This is a genomic window from Sporosarcina ureilytica (assembly GCF_001753205.1).
Classification (GTDB): domain Bacteria; phylum Bacillota; class Bacilli; order Bacillales_A; family Planococcaceae; genus Sporosarcina; species Sporosarcina ureilytica.
The window spans coordinates 2,016,375-2,031,659 of the sequence record NZ_CP017560.1; the positions used below are offsets into that span (position 1 = coordinate 2,016,375).

Below are 15,285 nucleotides of genomic sequence, written 5' to 3' on the forward strand. Positions count from 1 at the left end.
ATTTACTAGTTTTTCGTAAACTTTGATAATACCCCATTAACAAAACGACCCGATTTTTCATCACCAAACGTTTTACTTAGCTCGATCGCTTCATTCATGATGACGCGTTCAGGAGCTTCTTCGCTATAAAGCAATTCAAATATAGCAAGTCGTAAAATAGTTCTTTCTATCTTGGGCAAACGATCTAGCGCCCAGTTTTCCAAGTTTTCAGTAAGAGCAGCGTCAATTTCCTCTCTATGCTGCATTGTACCGCGCACTAAATGTTCGTAGAAGTCATTCGATTCTTCCTCTACAATAAAAGCTATCGCCTCTTCTATTGGTAAGTCTGTATTATCTAATTGAAAAAGCGTTTGAATCGCTTTTTCACGTGCAATTCTTCTGTTCATCTTCATTTCTCCTCTACTGTAGCTTTCCGGCATTATCATATCATATCCATAAGTTTCCGGATACAGTAGACTTTTTATACTTCAATAAAAGAGTTTGTCCAATAAGTACGAAAAAGTAGAGGGAGAGAATTCACAAAAAAATTCTCCTCTACTTTAAATGTGTACTTTTTTGACAGACTATTTACATCATACTGTTTCGGATTCTATGCCAGTAATATGAATATTAACTTCTTTCGTTTCGAGTGAAGTCATATTGTAAATTGCATTGCGAACTTGTTTTTGAATTTCGAACGCAACTTCACGTACTGAAAAACCATATTGCACGACACAATAAACATCAACGGTTAAGCCATCTTCTGACCAACTGGTTTTTACGCCTTTACCGTGCTGAGTGCGTCCAAATTTTTCAGCAACACCCGTGGCGAAATTTCCTCTAGTATGTGCGACACCTTTTACTTCATTCGTCGCAATGCCGATGATAACCTCAAGTACTTCTGGAGCAAGCTGAACACGCCCTAATGCTTCATCTTCGGATGGTACCATTCCTACAAATGAAGGCATTTCTTTATCTGCCATTTTCAGTTGTCCTCCTTTTACTTCATGATGTCATATTTCTCAAGAAACTTCGTATCAAAATCACCTGATTTAAACACTTCATCATCCATCAAATTAAAATGGAATGGAATTGTTGTATCGACACCTTCAATGATAAACTCATCCAGTGCACGCTTCATTCTTAAAATTGCTTCTTCACGTGTGTCTGCATGAACGATTAGCTTGGCAACCATCGAATCATAAAACGGTGGGATTGTATACCCCGTGTACATCGATGAATCAACACGGACGCCGTAACCACCCGGTGGCATATACATCGTTACTTTACCTGGTGAAGGCATAAAGTTTCGCGCTGGGTTTTCAGCATTTATTCGACATTCAATTGACCAACCGTTTAACTTGATATCATCTTGTTGTAATGCCAACTTTTCACCTGATGCAATTTTAATTTGTTCTTTGATTAGGTCAACACCTGTAATCATTTCAGTAATCGTATGCTCTACTTGAATACGTGTATTCATTTCCATGAAATAGAACTTGTTGTTAATATGGTCGAAAATAAATTCAACCGTTCCTGCGCCCTCATAATTAACAGCTTTCGCTGCTTTTACAGCTGCTTCACCCATTTCTTGACGAAGTTCAGGTGTAATTGCTGGTGATGGAGCTTCTTCCACTAGTTTTTGCATGCGACGCTGAATGGAACAATCACGTTCTCCTAAGTGAATTGTATGTCCAAATTGATCCGCAAGTACTTGTACCTCAACGTGGCGGAATATTTCAATGTACTTTTCAAGGTAAACACCGGGATTACCAAATGCAGCCGCGGCTTCTTTTTGTGTAATCTTCACGCCAGTGATTAACTCTTCTTTATTTCTAGCGATACGAATTCCTTTACCACCACCGCCAGCAGTTGCTTTTATGATAACTGGAAAACCAATCTTTTCAGCAATTTCCAACGCTTCATGTTCATCGGCTACGATACCAGTGGAACCTGGAACGATAGGAACTCCTGCTTCACGCATCGTTTCACGCGCAACATCTTTCGTACCCATTTTTGAAATGGCATCGGATGTAGGTCCGATAAATTTAATATTGACTTCTTCACAAAGTTCGGCGAAGCTCGCATTTTCAGCAAGAAACCCGTATCCAGGATGAATGCCATCGCAGTCGGTTAATTTTGCCGTACTAATAATATTAGAGAAGTTTAAATAGCTATCCGTCGATAATCTTGGCCCGATACAATACGCCTCATCTGCCAACTCTACATGTAAAGCATCTTCATCGGCTTCAGAATAGACTGCAACAGTTTCAATTCCTAATTCTTTACATGCGCGAATAATACGGACCGCAATCTCTCCACGGTTTGCAATTAATATTTTTTTCACAATCCATTCCTCCTTAGTTCGTTTTTACAAGGAAGAGGGGTTGTCCGTACTCGACAAGCTGACCGTCCTTCGCAAGAATTTCTACAATTTCCCCTGAAACTTCCGCTTCAATTTCATTGAATAATTTCATCGCTTCAACGATACAAACGATTGACTCGTCCGAAACTTTGTCACCAATTTTCACATATGCATCAGCTTCAGGTGAAGACGCCGCATAGAATGTTCCAACCATTGGAGATGTAATTTCATGTACAGACTCATCATGTACAACTTCTGCTTGTTGTACAACTGCAGCTGGTGCTTCCTGTACTGGTTGTGGTTGTGCCTTTACTTCTGGTGCTGGTGCAACAACAACCGGCTGTGCTTCTACTTGCTCAACTTGAACAGGAAGTACTGTTTGCCCATTGTTTCCTTTTTCTAAAACAACTTTTGCGTTGTCTGCTTCGTATGAGAACTTTTCAATAGAAGACTGATCAATTAGCTTAATAATTTCGCGAATTTCTTGTATTTTCAACATGCCCATTCTCCTGACTACAAAATATTTAATGTTCAACTCTATTTTAGCTGTTTTCTTTCGATTTTGGAATACTTATCATCGAAATGTTGTATAATCATTAGATAAAATCAAAAAAACATAGCAATTTTTGTAGAATCGGACCATTTTTCTGTCCTTTTCAACACGTTTAATTGCTATGTTTGTTTATATTTTTATTTAGGGCATTCGTTTATTTCTTTCGTTTCCTTCAAGAGTCTCCTTTAAAATCTACCTTTACTTTTTTAGCATCTTCCCAATTGGTCATGACAAGATGTGTAATTTCACTTGCTTGCTTATTAGAATGTCCATCCTCGGACAAAACTGTAACGGTGACACTATTGCCTTCAGCACGAACGAATGCATCTGCATAACCTAATGCAATAATTTGCATCTCTAGCAGCGATTCTGCTGATTCTTGTTTAATGAGTTGAGCCATCTCATCAAATACTGCATTCATTTCTTCTGAGTCTTCAGTTGCATTTAATTTTGAAGTCAATTGTTCTTGGATTTGACTTCGCTCATCACGAACTTCCATTCGCATCGTTTCAAATAAATAACTTTCTGCAAAAACCGGTTGTTGTTTATCATCTTTGCCTGTCGTTTCCGTTATCGTCGCCGGATTATCGGAATTTCCAAAAATAGTAATTCCATCAAATGGCATTGGCGATTTTTTGTTCAAATAGTAGATTGAGATAACCGCTACTAGGCTTAATAATGTTAAGAACCATACTGTACGCTTATTTGTTTTCATTCTGTTTCCTCCCCATTTTTCATTTCGACGATGACAATTTGGTGTTCTGGTAATTGCAGAACAGTTGCTAATGTTTTAGATAATAAATTTTGAATGACTGGATCTCCCCCACCTTCTGCGACGACAAGAATGCCTTGGATAGGTTTTGAACTTTTCTCCGTCTTTGTCTGGGAAAGAGAGAAATAATTGGAGAGCGGATCTTCTTTGGCGGAGTCTTTATCGTGATAGTAAATGGCCACTTTTCCAACGCCTTCAATTTTCATTAGTGTTTGTTCTAGTGCAGCTTCTTCTCTTCTGTCCCCCTCAATATTTGACTTCCCTCCTCCAATTCCCCATACGTTGGAATTTATAATCATGATAACGAGAACTAATAAGGTTCCGAAAAAAACGGTTTGGATTTTTTTGGTTGGTTTTTGCATAATATCCCCATTTTCATTCGTTAAGGCATCTTTCTTCGTCATCAATAATTCATTTTATGCTTGCTTATAGATTGCTATGACCAAACAAAGAGAATACAGATTGGATAATCCATAAACCAATTGCCAACTTCACAATTGGCAAAAACTGGTCTTCGGACTCTTCAGGAAGCAGGAGCAATAAAATGGACGTTAATAACGAAATAGAAAGTATGCCGGTTAAAAATTTCCCACTTGTCCACCTCACTTTGCGACTGTTAATAATTTAACAAGTACAATGACAAAAATTGCGGTATAGATGAATGCAAACGCTAGAAGAAATGAAATCGCACATAACACTAGTAATGTTTTTCCGATATCATCGAGTAACCCTGTAATATCTTCATTCGTAAATGGTTCTACAAGCGCCGCAACCCATCTGTAAAATAATGCTGTTACTAAAGTTTTTAAAGAGGGAACAAGTGCAACTGTCCACACCGCGGAAATGATCCATCCTCCTACAAAAACAGTGACACCCGAGGAATAACGACCAATTGAACCAATGCTATCGGTCATAAATGAACCAATAATTGGAATGTTATGCTGGATAAGTTCTTTAACAGGCTCACTCGCAATACCAGAAAGCGCCCATGACATTGTCCCCCCTACTGTAATAAATATTGAATAAGCAGTCACGACGGCTGTTACTGCCCCTAATAATGTCGTACGTATTAAATCGGCTAAACGTGTGAACGGTACATCAGGTAGCAGTCTAGTTGCAACATCTAGTAATAAGGCAGTTGCTAATAGTGGAATCAATAATTTATCTGCTAACAAAATAGAACCATTTGCAAACAAAAGCATTGCCGGCTGAAAGTTTAAAAAGTTGAATGTCCCACCTGCCGCTAAAATGGATGCAGTAAGTATCGGGTAAATTCCAATGAACATTGATGACAGCGAATAGGCAATATTTCTAATTAAGATAAAATGTTCGAAGGCAGGTTGCAAAGCGACAGTGATAACAATGAAAAACAAAATCATTCTCGTCCAATTTTTAAATGATGGTAATAGAAAATCAATGATGAGTCCCATAAATGCTGAAATAATAATGATTGCAAAGCTTGATAGTATAGTTCCGAGTATCGAGTCTAAAAAGGTAATCATACAAATACCTCATTTTGATATAAGTGCTGATAATATATCGATGACTTCAGCTACTTGATTCATCCACAATAAAAGGATGGTGATTTTTACTGAAAAGTGGGATATTTTCGCAAGAGATGCATACCCAGCATCCGCAATATGCGATGAAATTAATTCTGAAATAAAAAATAAGATGGCACTTCCTATTAACAAAGAGACATACGGGTTTGGAAGTGCTTCAAATTGTTGTAAAAAGGTCCTTCCAAACGGAAAAACAACGGTTGTTAAAATAATGGTTAGCACAAGAAAGAATACAGCCGTATACAATAAAGGTTGTAACTTTGGCACAACGAAAGAAATTGTTAGTAGTAATAAAAATACGACAATGACTTGAAATAATGTCAACATTAGAACGACATCGCTAACCATTGAAAAAATTCGGATATCTCAATAAAAAACACTCTCAGAAAGCGTAGGAGCTCAGCTGTTATATAAATGTACGCAAAGATAAATAGATAAAAAGAAAAGTCCTTCTTTCCTGTCTGCTCAAAAAACACATGTAAAATCCCGATGACCAAACCAATACCGGCTATTCTAAGTAAATCGTTAAGCTCCATCGCTACTCCCTCCATACAACAAGACTATGTCGTTTTTACCAGTCTTAGAACAAAAATAAAAGGCTTAGTGGGATTGGTTGAAAAAAATGTGAACAACAAAAAAGCAGCCATGTTAGGCTGCTTTTTTGTTTATTTACTTACGAATTATTATTTGTCAACATCGTCAAACTTAAAACTGATGATTAGGCGCGTGAAACGTATTCGCCTTCTTCTGTATTGATCACAAGGACATCCCCTTGGTTCACGAAAAATGGTACTTGTACTGTTAAGCCCGTTTCTACTGTAGCTGGCTTCGAACCACCGCTTGCCGTGTCACCTTTGATGCCCGGCTCAGTTTCAGTTACTTCAAGCTCAACTGTAATTGGTAGTTGAACACCAAGCACTTCTCCCTGGAATTGAATGACATGAACTTCCATTCCTTCTTTAAGGAATTTCAACTCATACTCGAGTTGCGTTTCAGGCAATTCGATTTGGTCATACGTTTCATTATTCATGAATACATGGTCAGAGCCGTTCGCATATAAATATTGCATTTTAATATTATCAATTTGAGCTCTTTTTACTCGCTCGCCGCCGCGGAATGTTTTCTCGTTAATATTCCCATTACGTAAGTTACGAAGCTTCGTACGAACGAAAGCAGCTCCTTTTCCTGGTTTAACGTGTTGGAATTCGATTACACGCCAAATGTCACCGTCCACTTCAATTGTCGAGCCTGTTCTAAAATCGTTCACTGAAATCATTGTAATTCCTCCAATAAAAATAAAATTATAGTATGAGTAACTCTTTCGTTGCGAATGTTAATCGTTTATTGCCGTCCTCCGTAATCACGATATCATCTTCAATACGAACGCCGCCAATTTCCGGTAAGTAAATACCAGGCTCTACTGTCACAACCATATTTGGTTCTAAAACAGTTTCGGATCTGAATGATAATGCAGGTCCTTCATGTACTTCGAGTCCGATACCATGTCCTGTGGAGTGCCCAAATGCTTCGCCATATCCTTTAGATGCAATATAATCTCTAGCAATTTGATCCGCCTCAATACCTGTCATACCCGGTTTAATTTGTTTTAAAGCGCGTTCCTGTGCCTCAAGCGTTACCGCATAAATTTCCTTTAGCTTTTCAGATGGTTCTCCGACAGCAATCGTTCTTGTAATATCAGAAATATACCCGTTGTAAAGCGCTCCGTAATCCAATGTGACGAAGTCTCCCGACTCAATCACTTTATCTGTTGCGACACCATGAGGAAGTGCACTTCTTAATCCCGACGCCACAATAATTGAAAACGAAGAAGAAGTGGCCCCTTGTTTTCTCATGAAAAACTCTAATTCATTTGAAACGTCAAGCTCTGTAATGCCCGGTCGAATATAGTCAATAATATGTTGGAATGCGTCATCCGCAATTTTAGCTGCTTGTTGTAAAATCGCAAGCTCCTCGGCAGTTTTGACCATACGAAGCTTTTCAACAATTCCTGAGACAGGTTTTAATTCTGCCTCAATTTCTTTATTGTATAATTCGTAGAGACCGAATGATAAGTCATCCTTCTCGAATCCGACTGTTTTGACATTCATGTTTTTTACTTGCGTTGCTACTTCTTCAATGATTGTTTTCGTATGTTGAACGATACGATACCCTTTGATTTCTTTTTCCGCTTGTTCAGTATACCTGAAATCTGTAATAAATACCGCATCTTTTGCCGAAACAAGCGCAACGCCAGCTGTCCCCGTAAATTCGGTCATATAGCGACGGTTATAAGGGTTCGTAATAAGCAAGGCATCAATTTGTTCATTTTCCAATTGTTTACGTAAATTTTCTAATTTCAAATTTCTCATTCTCCCTTTTTTCGGAGGAGGAAAGCATGAAGTGCCAATGAGTATCCATCAGTCCCAAATCCGGTTAATTGCCCAATACAGACTGGTGCAATAACCGATTGCTGCCTGAATGATTCACGGTTATGTATATTAGATATATGAACTTCAATGACATCCATTCCGACAGAAGCAATGGCATCTCGTAAAGCAATGCTATAATGTGTATAAGCGCCTGGATTGAAAATAATGCCATCTAGCCCTTCATCCGCAGCTTCATGAATGCGATCAATTAAGAAACCTTCCGTATTAGACTGAAAAAATGATAGCTGAATTGCATGTTCCTTCGCTATTTTCAATAAGTTGTTTTCTATATCTTGAAGCGTTTCTCGTCCATAAATCGTTGGTTCTCTTTTGCCAAGACGATTTAAATTCGGTCCATTCATGACTAATAGTTTCACCGCGCCACCATTCCCCTCACCTTTTTCTACTTCATATTACCATAATGAGATGATGGGCGGAAACTAATATCACACTTTTCTTGATAGTTCTTTATTAAATATAGCGGTCCCCGCAATAAAACGTAGAACAATCGCTGTAACGGATAACAGCGGAATAGAAATTGACTGAATCGTAGCCCATGGTGTTGTTGAATGATTAATAAACCACTCAAGCACAATAATCCCTAAAATACTAATAATAATGGCCGGAATAGACGGCGGTATAGAATCTAAAAAAGATATCAAAATATAAAGTACAGCAAAAACAATAAATAAGGCAATAAAGAGCATACCCCATTTGATAGTATAATGGATAGCCGAAAATGCTGACCAGTTTTTCGCCCAACCAATTGGCGACCATTTAATAAAGTCGAATAGTTCCAGAATTTTTAATGAAATAACCATAAAAATTGCTGAAAAAAATGAAGTTAAAAAGAATGTTCGATCAATCACATCAAATCCCTCCTACCTGAAGTGTTTGGCGATTTCATCCGTTTTAAACATCATTGTGGTTATGACACGTGTTTTTTAGTACAATAAAGATAGTTTTTATTTTACAATTTCCTCTTAGATGGAAATCTGCTAAATTAATTGCGTAATACATTTTGACCTAAAAGGAAGTGTGGGTAATTCATATGGCAAAAGACAAGCAAACTCCAACATACGGGGGGCAAGCACTTATCGAAGGTGTGATGTTCGGTGGGAAAGAACATACCGTTACTGCGATTCGTCGAAAAGACGACTCTATTGAATATTTCCACTTGCCCAAAAAACAGCATCCACTTGCATCAAAGTTAAAAAAGATTCCCTTCCTGAGAGGAATTGTTGCGTTAGTCGAGTCTGCTGGGTTAGGTTCCAAGCATTTAAACTTTTCAAGCGATCGTTTTGATGTAATGCCCGGCGAGGAACAAGAACAACCTGAAGAAGATAGCTCAAAATTAGCAATGGTGATTGGGGTTGCAGCAGTCGGCGTTCTTTCCTTCCTTTTTAGTAAATTTATTTTTACTCTCGTACCAGTTTTTATTGCTGAACTCTTTAGTGCAGTAGCACCTGGAAAAGCTGCGCAAATTTTTTTAGAAAGCTTTTTTAAACTAGTCCTTTTACTTGGCTATCTGGCACTGATTTCGATGACCCCATTCATTAGAAGAGTCTTTCAATATCACGGCGCAGAACATAAAGTAATTAACGCATTTGAACGCGGAGTCCCGTTAACAGTTGAAAACATTCAAGCACAATCAAGACTACATTATCGTTGTGGAAGCAGTTTTATCCTCTTCACGGTGATTGTTGGGATGTTTATTTACTTTCTCGTGCCGACAGATCCGTTATGGCTCCGTGTAGTCAATCGAATTCTACTCATCCCGGTCGTTCTAGGGATATCTTTCGAAGTATTACAATTAACGAATGCAGTACGAAATATTCCTGTTTTAAAATTTCTAGGGTATCCGGGATTATGGTTACAATTATTAACTACGAAAGAACCTGATGATGAGCAAGTTGAGGTTGCTATTTTATCTTTTGAAAAGCTATTAGAAGTCGAAGAACATGGAGTAGTCGCATTGGAAACACCGAATGTAGACAAGTCAGAAACTACAGCTATTCCAGCACAATAACTTTATATTTTTCATTAAAAAACCGGCACATCACTATTTGGATAGTGAGTGCCGGTTTTCTTATGCAATTATAGGCCGCATTTTAACTGCGCATTACAATTCGAACATGTGTTACATCCGCCTGCCTCTTGTACTCTACCTTGACGGCAGACAGGACATGTATTTCCGATTTCAGAACCAATCGTTACATTTGTCGAAGTTAATTCTTGGATTGTTTCAACAAGCATCACTGGTTGCTCGTCGATTGTCTCTTCTACATAGTCAGAATCGATTTCATTTTCTTCAGCTTTCAGTGTCAATACTTGGGAGTCACGGCTTCCATCCACATACACCGTGCCACCTTTCGCTCCGCCTCTGTATAGACGCTCGTACACACTTTCAACTTGTTCAACAGTGTAACCGCGAGGCGCGTTCACTGTTTTAGAAATCGAACTGTCAATCCAACGTTGAATAATACATTGAACATCAGCATGTGCTTCTGGTGCAAGACTCATGGATGAAACAAACCAACTAGGTAGGTTATTCGGATCTGCTTCCGGATTATTTTGTAAGTATTCTTCAACAATGTCCGCTTTTACCTCGATAAACTTACCAAGACGTCCGCTTCGGTAATACGTGAAGGAGAAATAAGGCTCTAAGCCGGTTGAAACGCCAACCATTGTTCCAGTACTCACTTTTGTTACTCTCCAGATTAACTGGAGGGTGGGATTATTAGTACCCACTCCATATGTCGCCATATGGGTCAGACTATATCATCAATCGATTTAAATTTGCTAGGATGATTGTCACCAGAATGGATAATCCTGTGACACGGTTCACAAACGCTAAGTAAATTACTCAATTCATTTGCAACCAAGTAATCGTTAATTATTACGAATGGAATTATATGATGGACAGATAATTCCCGACCGTATTGCGATTCTCCTATACCACATTTTTGACAAGTAAATTCGTCTCGCTCTCTTGCAGCTCTTCTTTGCGCTAACCAATTTGGACCATAGTATGCAATTTTCCCGCCATTCCAAGTGCCGCTATTTTCTCCTGAAAATAGCTGTTTCTCAGAATAATACGTTCCCATACAATTCACCGTACAGAAATTTAAAGTTCTTACAACACTAGGCTTCTTTTGGAATTTCTTTTTGCAATAGCTGCATTCAACCATTACTTGTTTGGTAAGCTCTTGTTTTGCTCTTCTGCCGTTTGCCTTCCCCAAGCAATTTTTACTACAGAATTTAGCATTCTGTCTACTTCTGATGACTTCAAATGGGGTGTTGCACTCTTGACAGTGAAGTGTAATCCGCACTTTAGGCGGTCCAGGTGTTTTTATTTCTCTCTTAAACAGAGTATTACATTCCCTGTTACAAAAAAGGTTTACGAATTTTTTAATATCACAGTTTTTCCTTAGAATCATTTTTCCGCAATAACTGCAAGCAACTTCTTGTTTTTTGCTAAGATGCTGGTTGAATAATAAATCCCGTGATTGAAATTCACCTTTACACTTACGCGAGCAATACTTCTTTCTTTCATAGTGGCTAGGTTTCACCTTAATAACGATTGAACAGTTCAAACACTTTTTCTCCATAACAATTCACATCTTTCAAAGTAATTGAAAGGGATTATAAAGCTTCGATTGTCAGGCGTATAGTCGTTGAGGGGTCAGCCAAGACTTCCCTGCGGATTGTCTGCACCTTGTGATTTTTACCTTTACGTATTGGCAAGATACAGGTACATAAGGATACTCAGAGTTTCCCGCATATAGCCCGATTTGCACATTACAATTACTTGTAATGGGGGCAATTCATTTACCCGTTGGAGCAACAGTTAATAAATGGGAGTTTCTAATACCGTATTCCAAGATGGATTCACGAATATCTTCCGGCATTTTTTTCATGAAGCCAGTGTTAATAAATGCTTCACGAAGGGCTTTCGTTTCTTCATCTGTTTTACCGATAAGGAATGGGAAACTTCCTTTTTCTTTTGCTAATTCAACTGATTCACGATAAGCAGTTGTAGCAATCGTTTCAAAAACTTGTTCAACGAGCTCATTGCCCTCTTCTGAACCGTATTCTTTCTCGCAGTAAATTAGAAGATCCGCGAGTCCCATAACGCCAAGTCCTACACGACGTTCGCCAAGCGCTTGCTTCTCATTTTCTTCTAAGAAATAAGGTGTTGCGTCAATAACGTTGTCTTGCATACGAACGCCGACACGCACAATTTCTTTTAACTTATCAAGATCAACTGTTTTACTTTCTTTATCCGCGACTTCAGCAAGATTGACAGCAGCAAGGTTACAAACCGAATAAGGTGCTAATGGCTGCTCGCCACATGGGTTTGTAGCAACAACTTGCTGGCCGTATGCTTTTGCATTTGTTTCACTATTCGCATTGTCGATAAAGAAAATTCCTGGTTCAGCGGAGTACGTCGCACAAATATTAATTAAATCCCATAGAGCGCGGGCTTTAATTGTTCGGTACACACGTACTTCATGACCCATTCTTTCCCATTCGCGAACATCGCCAATTTCATGCCATTTCGCATTGTAAATGGCCATTTCTTCTGGCGAATACTTTTCAACTGCTGGGAATTTCAATTCAAATTCTTCGTCATTTTCAACAGCTTTCATAAAATCATCTGTCAATGTAACCGAAATATTGGCGCCGGTTAAAAACTCTGGATTGTGTACTGAATATGTTCCGCCGTCACGCAGCTTCGTTTCAGCATCTCTCATAATCGCTTCATTAAATCCACCGAAGCCAGGGATATCACGATAATTTAAAATGCTTTGATACATTGCTTCTTCTTGGTTCGTTAACGGTTTGAACTTTAATTTTTCATTCGCTAACTTTTTAATCATTTCTTCATCTGTATTTTCTAGCAGATAGCGAAGAATTCTTGGGTTTTGCATTTTTGAAATGATGAATTCAAGAATGTCAGGATGCCACCTTCATACCGTCCTTTTCAGGATATTTCTCTGCAAGATGCAGACGGAGTAGACTATATCATCACCCTCAGCATAATCTGTTAGGGGTCGGGCGCTTCGAGAAGAACCATCTCTTCCCTACTCTACTTCCATTCAATTTGAATGTTTTCGATAGTCGTTGAACCTTCACCTTATACGGTGCTTGGCTGCGGATTGTCCAATGCCATTAATTTTTAAGCATTCACGCTCACCGTTTCCAGTCACGTTGTAGCTTAATGGCCTCTAAGGAGTTCTTCGCAATTCACCCGATTTTCTAATCGCTCATTGTCTGAACGACGCGGACTAGCATGTTAATAACTTTAGTAGCTAATCATTTATTTAATCCGCTAACATAATCATTTGTGCTCCACGCTTATTTGTTACGCTCTCTATTTTGAGAGGGTTGGGTCATTTCTGCCCAACTCTCATGCTTTCACATGAGATCAGACTATCTCATCAAAGATTTTATTTTCATCTTTGTCCTGCGCCCCATAATAACGTTGCCGCTTATTACGGTTTACTCATTCCTTTATACCCACCTAAACTTTAGATATTTTAGGAAGTTTCAATAGTCGTTGAACGTTGATCTTCGTTTCCAAAGACCCTTCGCTGCTGATTGCCCAATCCTTATTTTTTTCAAACCTTCACGCTCACCGTCACCAGTCACGTTGTGGTAAATAAGGCTCTAAGGGTGTTCCAGCAATTCACAGGATTTTAATCCCGCCGTGTATTGGTTAACGGGATCCACCTTGTTCCACAAGATGCGTTAATTTTGCAATGTCATCTAACCATGATACTGAACCAGATGACTTACCATTGACACCGCGTGCTAATGTGTTTCTTGGTCGTAGTGTCGAACCATTTGTTCCAACTCCGCCGCCACGACTCATAATTTCCATGACTTGCTTACGATGGTCAGAAATACCTTCTCGAGAGTCTGCAACGAACGGCATCACATAACAGTTGAAATACGTAACATCTGTTTCTGCGCCCGCGCCGTACAGTACTCGTCCAGCAGGAATAAAGTTTAAAGTTGAGAGTTGCTCATAAAACCGTTCGAACGACTCTTTTCTCTTTTCTTCGGTTGTTTCTACTGAAGAAAGCCCTGTTGCATTTCGTTTTGCGATTTGTTCATAAAAAACTTCTAAAGGTTTTTCAAGAACTTCAATAGGTCTTGTAATAACACCTTTTTCCTGTTCTACAGGGTTATCGATTGCTGAACGATATTCTTCCTCAATCCAAATTTCAGCTTGTCCCATCGATTTGTCTAATGCCTTAATGAATCCAAGTCCACGCGCTGGAAACTTCGGATCTTCTTTCACTGTTAAAACGACAAAATCTCCAACTTTTAACGTTTTCTTCTCCGTGTCTTTAAAAGAATATCTATCAATCATAACGAGTCTTGAAACGCCACGATGTTCAATATGCATATCTTCTGTAATCGGATGTACTTGTGGAAATTCAGCAATATCTTCATTTAATTGCGCTTTGTTTAATACGGGTGTTTGGTTATTCGAAACGACGACCATTAACACATCCTCCTTTAACTCTCATAAAACACAACATGTTGTGTTATCTATATACCCTAATCTACTACATATTGAAACCCACTGCAATGGATAGAAAATTACATTTTTACAGGAAGGTGATAATGTCGCTATTTTATAGTCGAAAAAAAATAAAAAACAGGACATTACGTAGATTATTTTCTGAATGTCCAATCGTCATTCCCATATTTCTTTTGTTCAATCTTTTTTACATATTGCAACTGGGCATCTGATAGTTCATAGGGTTCCAATTTAATATTCAATGCTTTTTCAAACCCTTTAGAAAAAGCCACTTCAGCCTCTTCTGGGGATACTGTCCGGCCTGCCAATTGGTCTATTGCTACAGCCTTTTCTCGTAAGCCAATCCTCATTCTATCTCGTACTGCTTCAGATTTAAATTTAAAGAGAGAGATTAACTTTTCTTCATCCAAACTTAATAGAATAGCCCCGTGCTGTAAAATAACACCTTTTTGTCTTGTTTGTGCGCTTCCGGCAACTTTTTTACCTTCTACAACAAGTTCATACCAACTTGGCGTATCAAAACAAACAGCACTACCCGGTTTTTTTAAGTTTTGACGTTCCTCATCGCTGTTCGGAACCGAAAAACTAGCATCTAGTCCTAAATTACGAAATCCTTCAAGTAGACCTCCGGAAATTACACGGTAAGCTTCTGTCACGGTTTCGGGCATATTTGGATAATCTTCAGTTACAATCACGCTATATGTAAGTTCATGTTCGTGTAGGACGCCCCTTCCCCCTGTAGGCCTTCTCACAAATCCCAATTGATGATGACGTACTTGTTCCATATCGATTTCTTTTGACACACTTTGAAAGTAGCCAATTGATAATGTCGCGGGTTCCCATTCATAAAACCGAAGCACTGGACCCATTTCACCTTTACTATGCCATTCTAAGAGCGCTTCGTCAAAGGCCATATTAAACGACCCACTACATTTTCCTGAATTTATATAATGCCAAGTTCTCTTTTCCATCATCGATCCCCTTTCATCCCGAATTTCATTTTAGCATCCCTATTGAACAAGTGCCACCCTCCATTTATAATAGATAAGAACGAAGAAAGGGGAAAGCT

18 protein-coding genes and 2 pseudogenes are annotated in these 15,285 nt (G+C 38.7%); 1 reads left to right on the top strand and 19 read right to left on the bottom strand.

Translation table 11 applies throughout. The features are described from left to right. Positions 1 to 5: 5 nt before the first annotated feature. The 14 genes from nusB to BI350_RS09975 form a co-directional block, all read right to left on the bottom strand. A complete protein-coding gene (nusB, locus tag BI350_RS09915) occupies positions 6 to 386 on the bottom strand; it encodes a transcription antitermination factor NusB (protein WP_075527960.1) in 381 nt (126 codons plus the stop codon). A 186-nt stretch (positions 387 to 572) separates the two neighbouring features. Next, complete coding sequence (locus BI350_RS09920) at positions 573 to 962, bottom strand: Asp23/Gls24 family envelope stress response protein (protein WP_075527961.1); 390 nt, start codon at positions 960 to 962, stop codon at positions 573 to 575. 17 nt (positions 963 to 979) lie between these two features. After that, positions 980 to 2,329: an acetyl-CoA carboxylase biotin carboxylase subunit gene (gene accC / locus BI350_RS09925; RefSeq protein WP_075527962.1), complete on the bottom strand. Its 1,350-nt coding sequence runs from the start codon at positions 2,327 to 2,329 to the stop codon at positions 980 to 982. A gap of 10 nt (positions 2,330 to 2,339) precedes the next feature. Continuing rightward, positions 2,340 to 2,843, bottom strand: coding sequence for an acetyl-CoA carboxylase biotin carboxyl carrier protein (gene accB, locus BI350_RS09930; RefSeq protein ID WP_075527963.1), 504 nt, complete (start codon positions 2,841 to 2,843; stop codon positions 2,340 to 2,342). Between the two features lie 226 nt (positions 2,844 to 3,069). Further along, on the bottom strand, positions 3,070 to 3,612 hold the full coding sequence (locus BI350_RS09935; protein ID WP_075527964.1) for a SpoIIIAH-like family protein: 543 nt from the start codon (positions 3,610 to 3,612) through the stop codon (positions 3,070 to 3,072). Then, positions 3,609 to 4,073 (bottom strand): hypothetical protein, encoded by a 465-nt coding sequence (locus BI350_RS09940; protein ID WP_075527965.1) that lies wholly within the window; start codon positions 4,071 to 4,073, stop codon positions 3,609 to 3,611. Before BI350_RS09940 ends, BI350_RS09935 begins: the two co-directional genes overlap by 4 nt. A gap of 22 nt (positions 4,074 to 4,095) precedes the next feature. Beyond that, positions 4,096 to 4,275 carry a hypothetical protein gene (locus BI350_RS17085; protein WP_168157261.1) on the bottom strand — a complete coding sequence of 60 codons (180 nt, stop codon included), beginning with the start codon at positions 4,273 to 4,275 and terminating at the stop codon, positions 4,096 to 4,098. After that, complete coding sequence (locus BI350_RS09945; RefSeq protein ID WP_075527966.1) at positions 4,272 to 5,171, bottom strand: stage III sporulation protein AE; 900 nt, start codon at positions 5,169 to 5,171, stop codon at positions 4,272 to 4,274. The genes BI350_RS17085 and BI350_RS09945 overlap by 4 nt, the downstream gene beginning before the upstream one ends. Positions 5,172 to 5,180: 9 nt before the next feature. Then, a complete protein-coding gene (locus BI350_RS09950; RefSeq protein WP_075527967.1) occupies positions 5,181 to 5,558 on the bottom strand; it encodes a hypothetical protein in 378 nt (125 codons plus the stop codon). Beyond that, positions 5,558 to 5,767: a SpoIIIAC/SpoIIIAD family protein gene (locus tag BI350_RS09955; protein WP_075527968.1), complete on the bottom strand. Its 210-nt coding sequence runs from the start codon at positions 5,765 to 5,767 to the stop codon at positions 5,558 to 5,560. The genes BI350_RS09950 and BI350_RS09955 overlap by 1 nt, the downstream gene beginning before the upstream one ends. Positions 5,768 to 5,949: 182 nt before the next feature. Then, positions 5,950 to 6,507 carry an elongation factor P gene (gene efp, locus BI350_RS09960; RefSeq protein WP_075527969.1) on the bottom strand — a complete coding sequence of 186 codons (558 nt, stop codon included), beginning with the start codon at positions 6,505 to 6,507 and terminating at the stop codon, positions 5,950 to 5,952. Positions 6,508 to 6,532: 25 nt separating this feature from the next. After that, positions 6,533 to 7,600, bottom strand: coding sequence for a M24 family metallopeptidase (locus BI350_RS09965; protein WP_155767512.1), 1,068 nt, complete (start codon positions 7,598 to 7,600; stop codon positions 6,533 to 6,535). Then, on the bottom strand, positions 7,597 to 8,022 hold the full coding sequence (gene aroQ / locus BI350_RS09970; protein WP_082295173.1) for a type II 3-dehydroquinate dehydratase: 426 nt from the start codon (positions 8,020 to 8,022) through the stop codon (positions 7,597 to 7,599). The genes BI350_RS09965 and aroQ overlap by 4 nt, the downstream gene beginning before the upstream one ends. An 84-nt stretch (positions 8,023 to 8,106) precedes the next feature. Continuing rightward, positions 8,107 to 8,529 carry a hypothetical protein gene (locus BI350_RS09975; protein ID WP_075527972.1) on the bottom strand — a complete coding sequence of 141 codons (423 nt, stop codon included), beginning with the start codon at positions 8,527 to 8,529 and terminating at the stop codon, positions 8,107 to 8,109. A 182-nt stretch (positions 8,530 to 8,711) separates the two neighbouring features. Here BI350_RS09975 and BI350_RS09980 point away from each other — a divergent pair, with 182 nt between their 5' ends. Continuing rightward, entirely contained in the window at positions 8,712 to 9,689 is a 978-nt protein-coding gene (locus BI350_RS09980; RefSeq protein WP_075527973.1) for a DUF1385 domain-containing protein, read from the top strand. Positions 9,690 to 9,757: 68 nt separating this feature from the next. Here the strand turns inward: BI350_RS09980 and BI350_RS09985 are convergent. From BI350_RS09985 to BI350_RS10005, 5 genes and pseudogenes are all read right to left on the bottom strand, one after another. Further along, positions 9,758 to 10,360, bottom strand: a pseudogene (locus tag BI350_RS09985) (vitamin B12-dependent ribonucleotide reductase); the annotation flags it as partial. Positions 10,361 to 10,431: 71 nt separating this feature from the next. Further along, on the bottom strand, positions 10,432 to 11,271 hold the full coding sequence (locus tag BI350_RS17220; protein ID WP_082295036.1) for an HNH endonuclease: 840 nt from the start codon (positions 11,269 to 11,271) through the stop codon (positions 10,432 to 10,434). 216 nt (positions 11,272 to 11,487) lie between these two features. Then, a complete protein-coding gene (locus BI350_RS09995) occupies positions 11,488 to 12,618 on the bottom strand; it encodes a hypothetical protein (RefSeq protein WP_425423253.1) in 1,131 nt (376 codons plus the stop codon). A gap of 767 nt (positions 12,619 to 13,385) precedes the next feature. Next, positions 13,386 to 14,177: pseudogene (locus BI350_RS10000) on the bottom strand (ribonucleotide reductase N-terminal alpha domain-containing protein); the annotation flags it as partial. 173 nt (positions 14,178 to 14,350) lie between these two features. Continuing rightward, a complete protein-coding gene (locus BI350_RS10005; RefSeq protein WP_075527977.1) occupies positions 14,351 to 15,187 on the bottom strand; it encodes a lipoate--protein ligase family protein in 837 nt (278 codons plus the stop codon). Positions 15,188 to 15,285 lie beyond the last annotated feature (98 nt).

What these genes read in the sequence shown, in the direction of transcription:
- nusB (WP_075527960.1), bottom strand. Translation starts at nt 386, where the DNA reads ATGAACAGAAGAATTGCACGTGAAAAAGCGATTCAAACGCTTTTTCAA.
- BI350_RS09920 (WP_075527961.1), bottom strand. Translation starts at nt 962, where the DNA reads ATGGCAGATAAAGAAATGCCTTCATTTGTAGGAATGGTACCATCCGAA.
- accB (WP_075527963.1), bottom strand. Translation starts at nt 2,843, where the DNA reads ATGTTGAAAATACAAGAAATTCGCGAAATTATTAAGCTAATTGATCAG.
- BI350_RS09935 (WP_075527964.1), bottom strand. Translation starts at nt 3,612, where the DNA reads ATGAAAACAAATAAGCGTACAGTATGGTTCTTAACATTATTAAGCCTA.
- BI350_RS09940 (WP_075527965.1), bottom strand. Translation starts at nt 4,073, where the DNA reads ATGACGAAGAAAGATGCCTTAACGAATGAAAATGGGGATATTATGCAA.
- BI350_RS09945 (WP_075527966.1), bottom strand. Translation starts at nt 5,171, where the DNA reads ATGATTACCTTTTTAGACTCGATACTCGGAACTATACTATCAAGCTTT.
- BI350_RS09950 (WP_075527967.1), bottom strand. Translation starts at nt 5,558, where the DNA reads ATGTTGACATTATTTCAAGTCATTGTCGTATTTTTATTACTACTAACA.
- BI350_RS09955 (WP_075527968.1), bottom strand. Translation starts at nt 5,767, where the DNA reads ATGGAGCTTAACGATTTACTTAGAATAGCCGGTATTGGTTTGGTCATC.
- efp (WP_075527969.1), bottom strand. Translation starts at nt 6,507, where the DNA reads ATGATTTCAGTGAACGATTTTAGAACAGGCTCGACAATTGAAGTGGAC.
- BI350_RS09965 (WP_155767512.1), bottom strand. Translation starts at nt 7,600, where the DNA reads ATGAGAAATTTGAAATTAGAAAATTTACGTAAACAATTGGAAAATGAA.
- aroQ (WP_082295173.1), bottom strand. Translation starts at nt 8,022, where the DNA reads ATGAATGGACCGAATTTAAATCGTCTTGGCAAAAGAGAACCAACGATT.
- BI350_RS09980 (WP_075527973.1), top strand. Translation starts at nt 8,712, where the DNA reads ATGGCAAAAGACAAGCAAACTCCAACATACGGGGGGCAAGCACTTATC.
- BI350_RS17220 (WP_082295036.1), bottom strand. Translation starts at nt 11,271, where the DNA reads ATGGAGAAAAAGTGTTTGAACTGTTCAATCGTTATTAAGGTGAAACCT.
- BI350_RS10005 (WP_075527977.1), bottom strand. Translation starts at nt 15,187, where the DNA reads ATGGAAAAGAGAACTTGGCATTATATAAATTCAGGAAAATGTAGTGGG.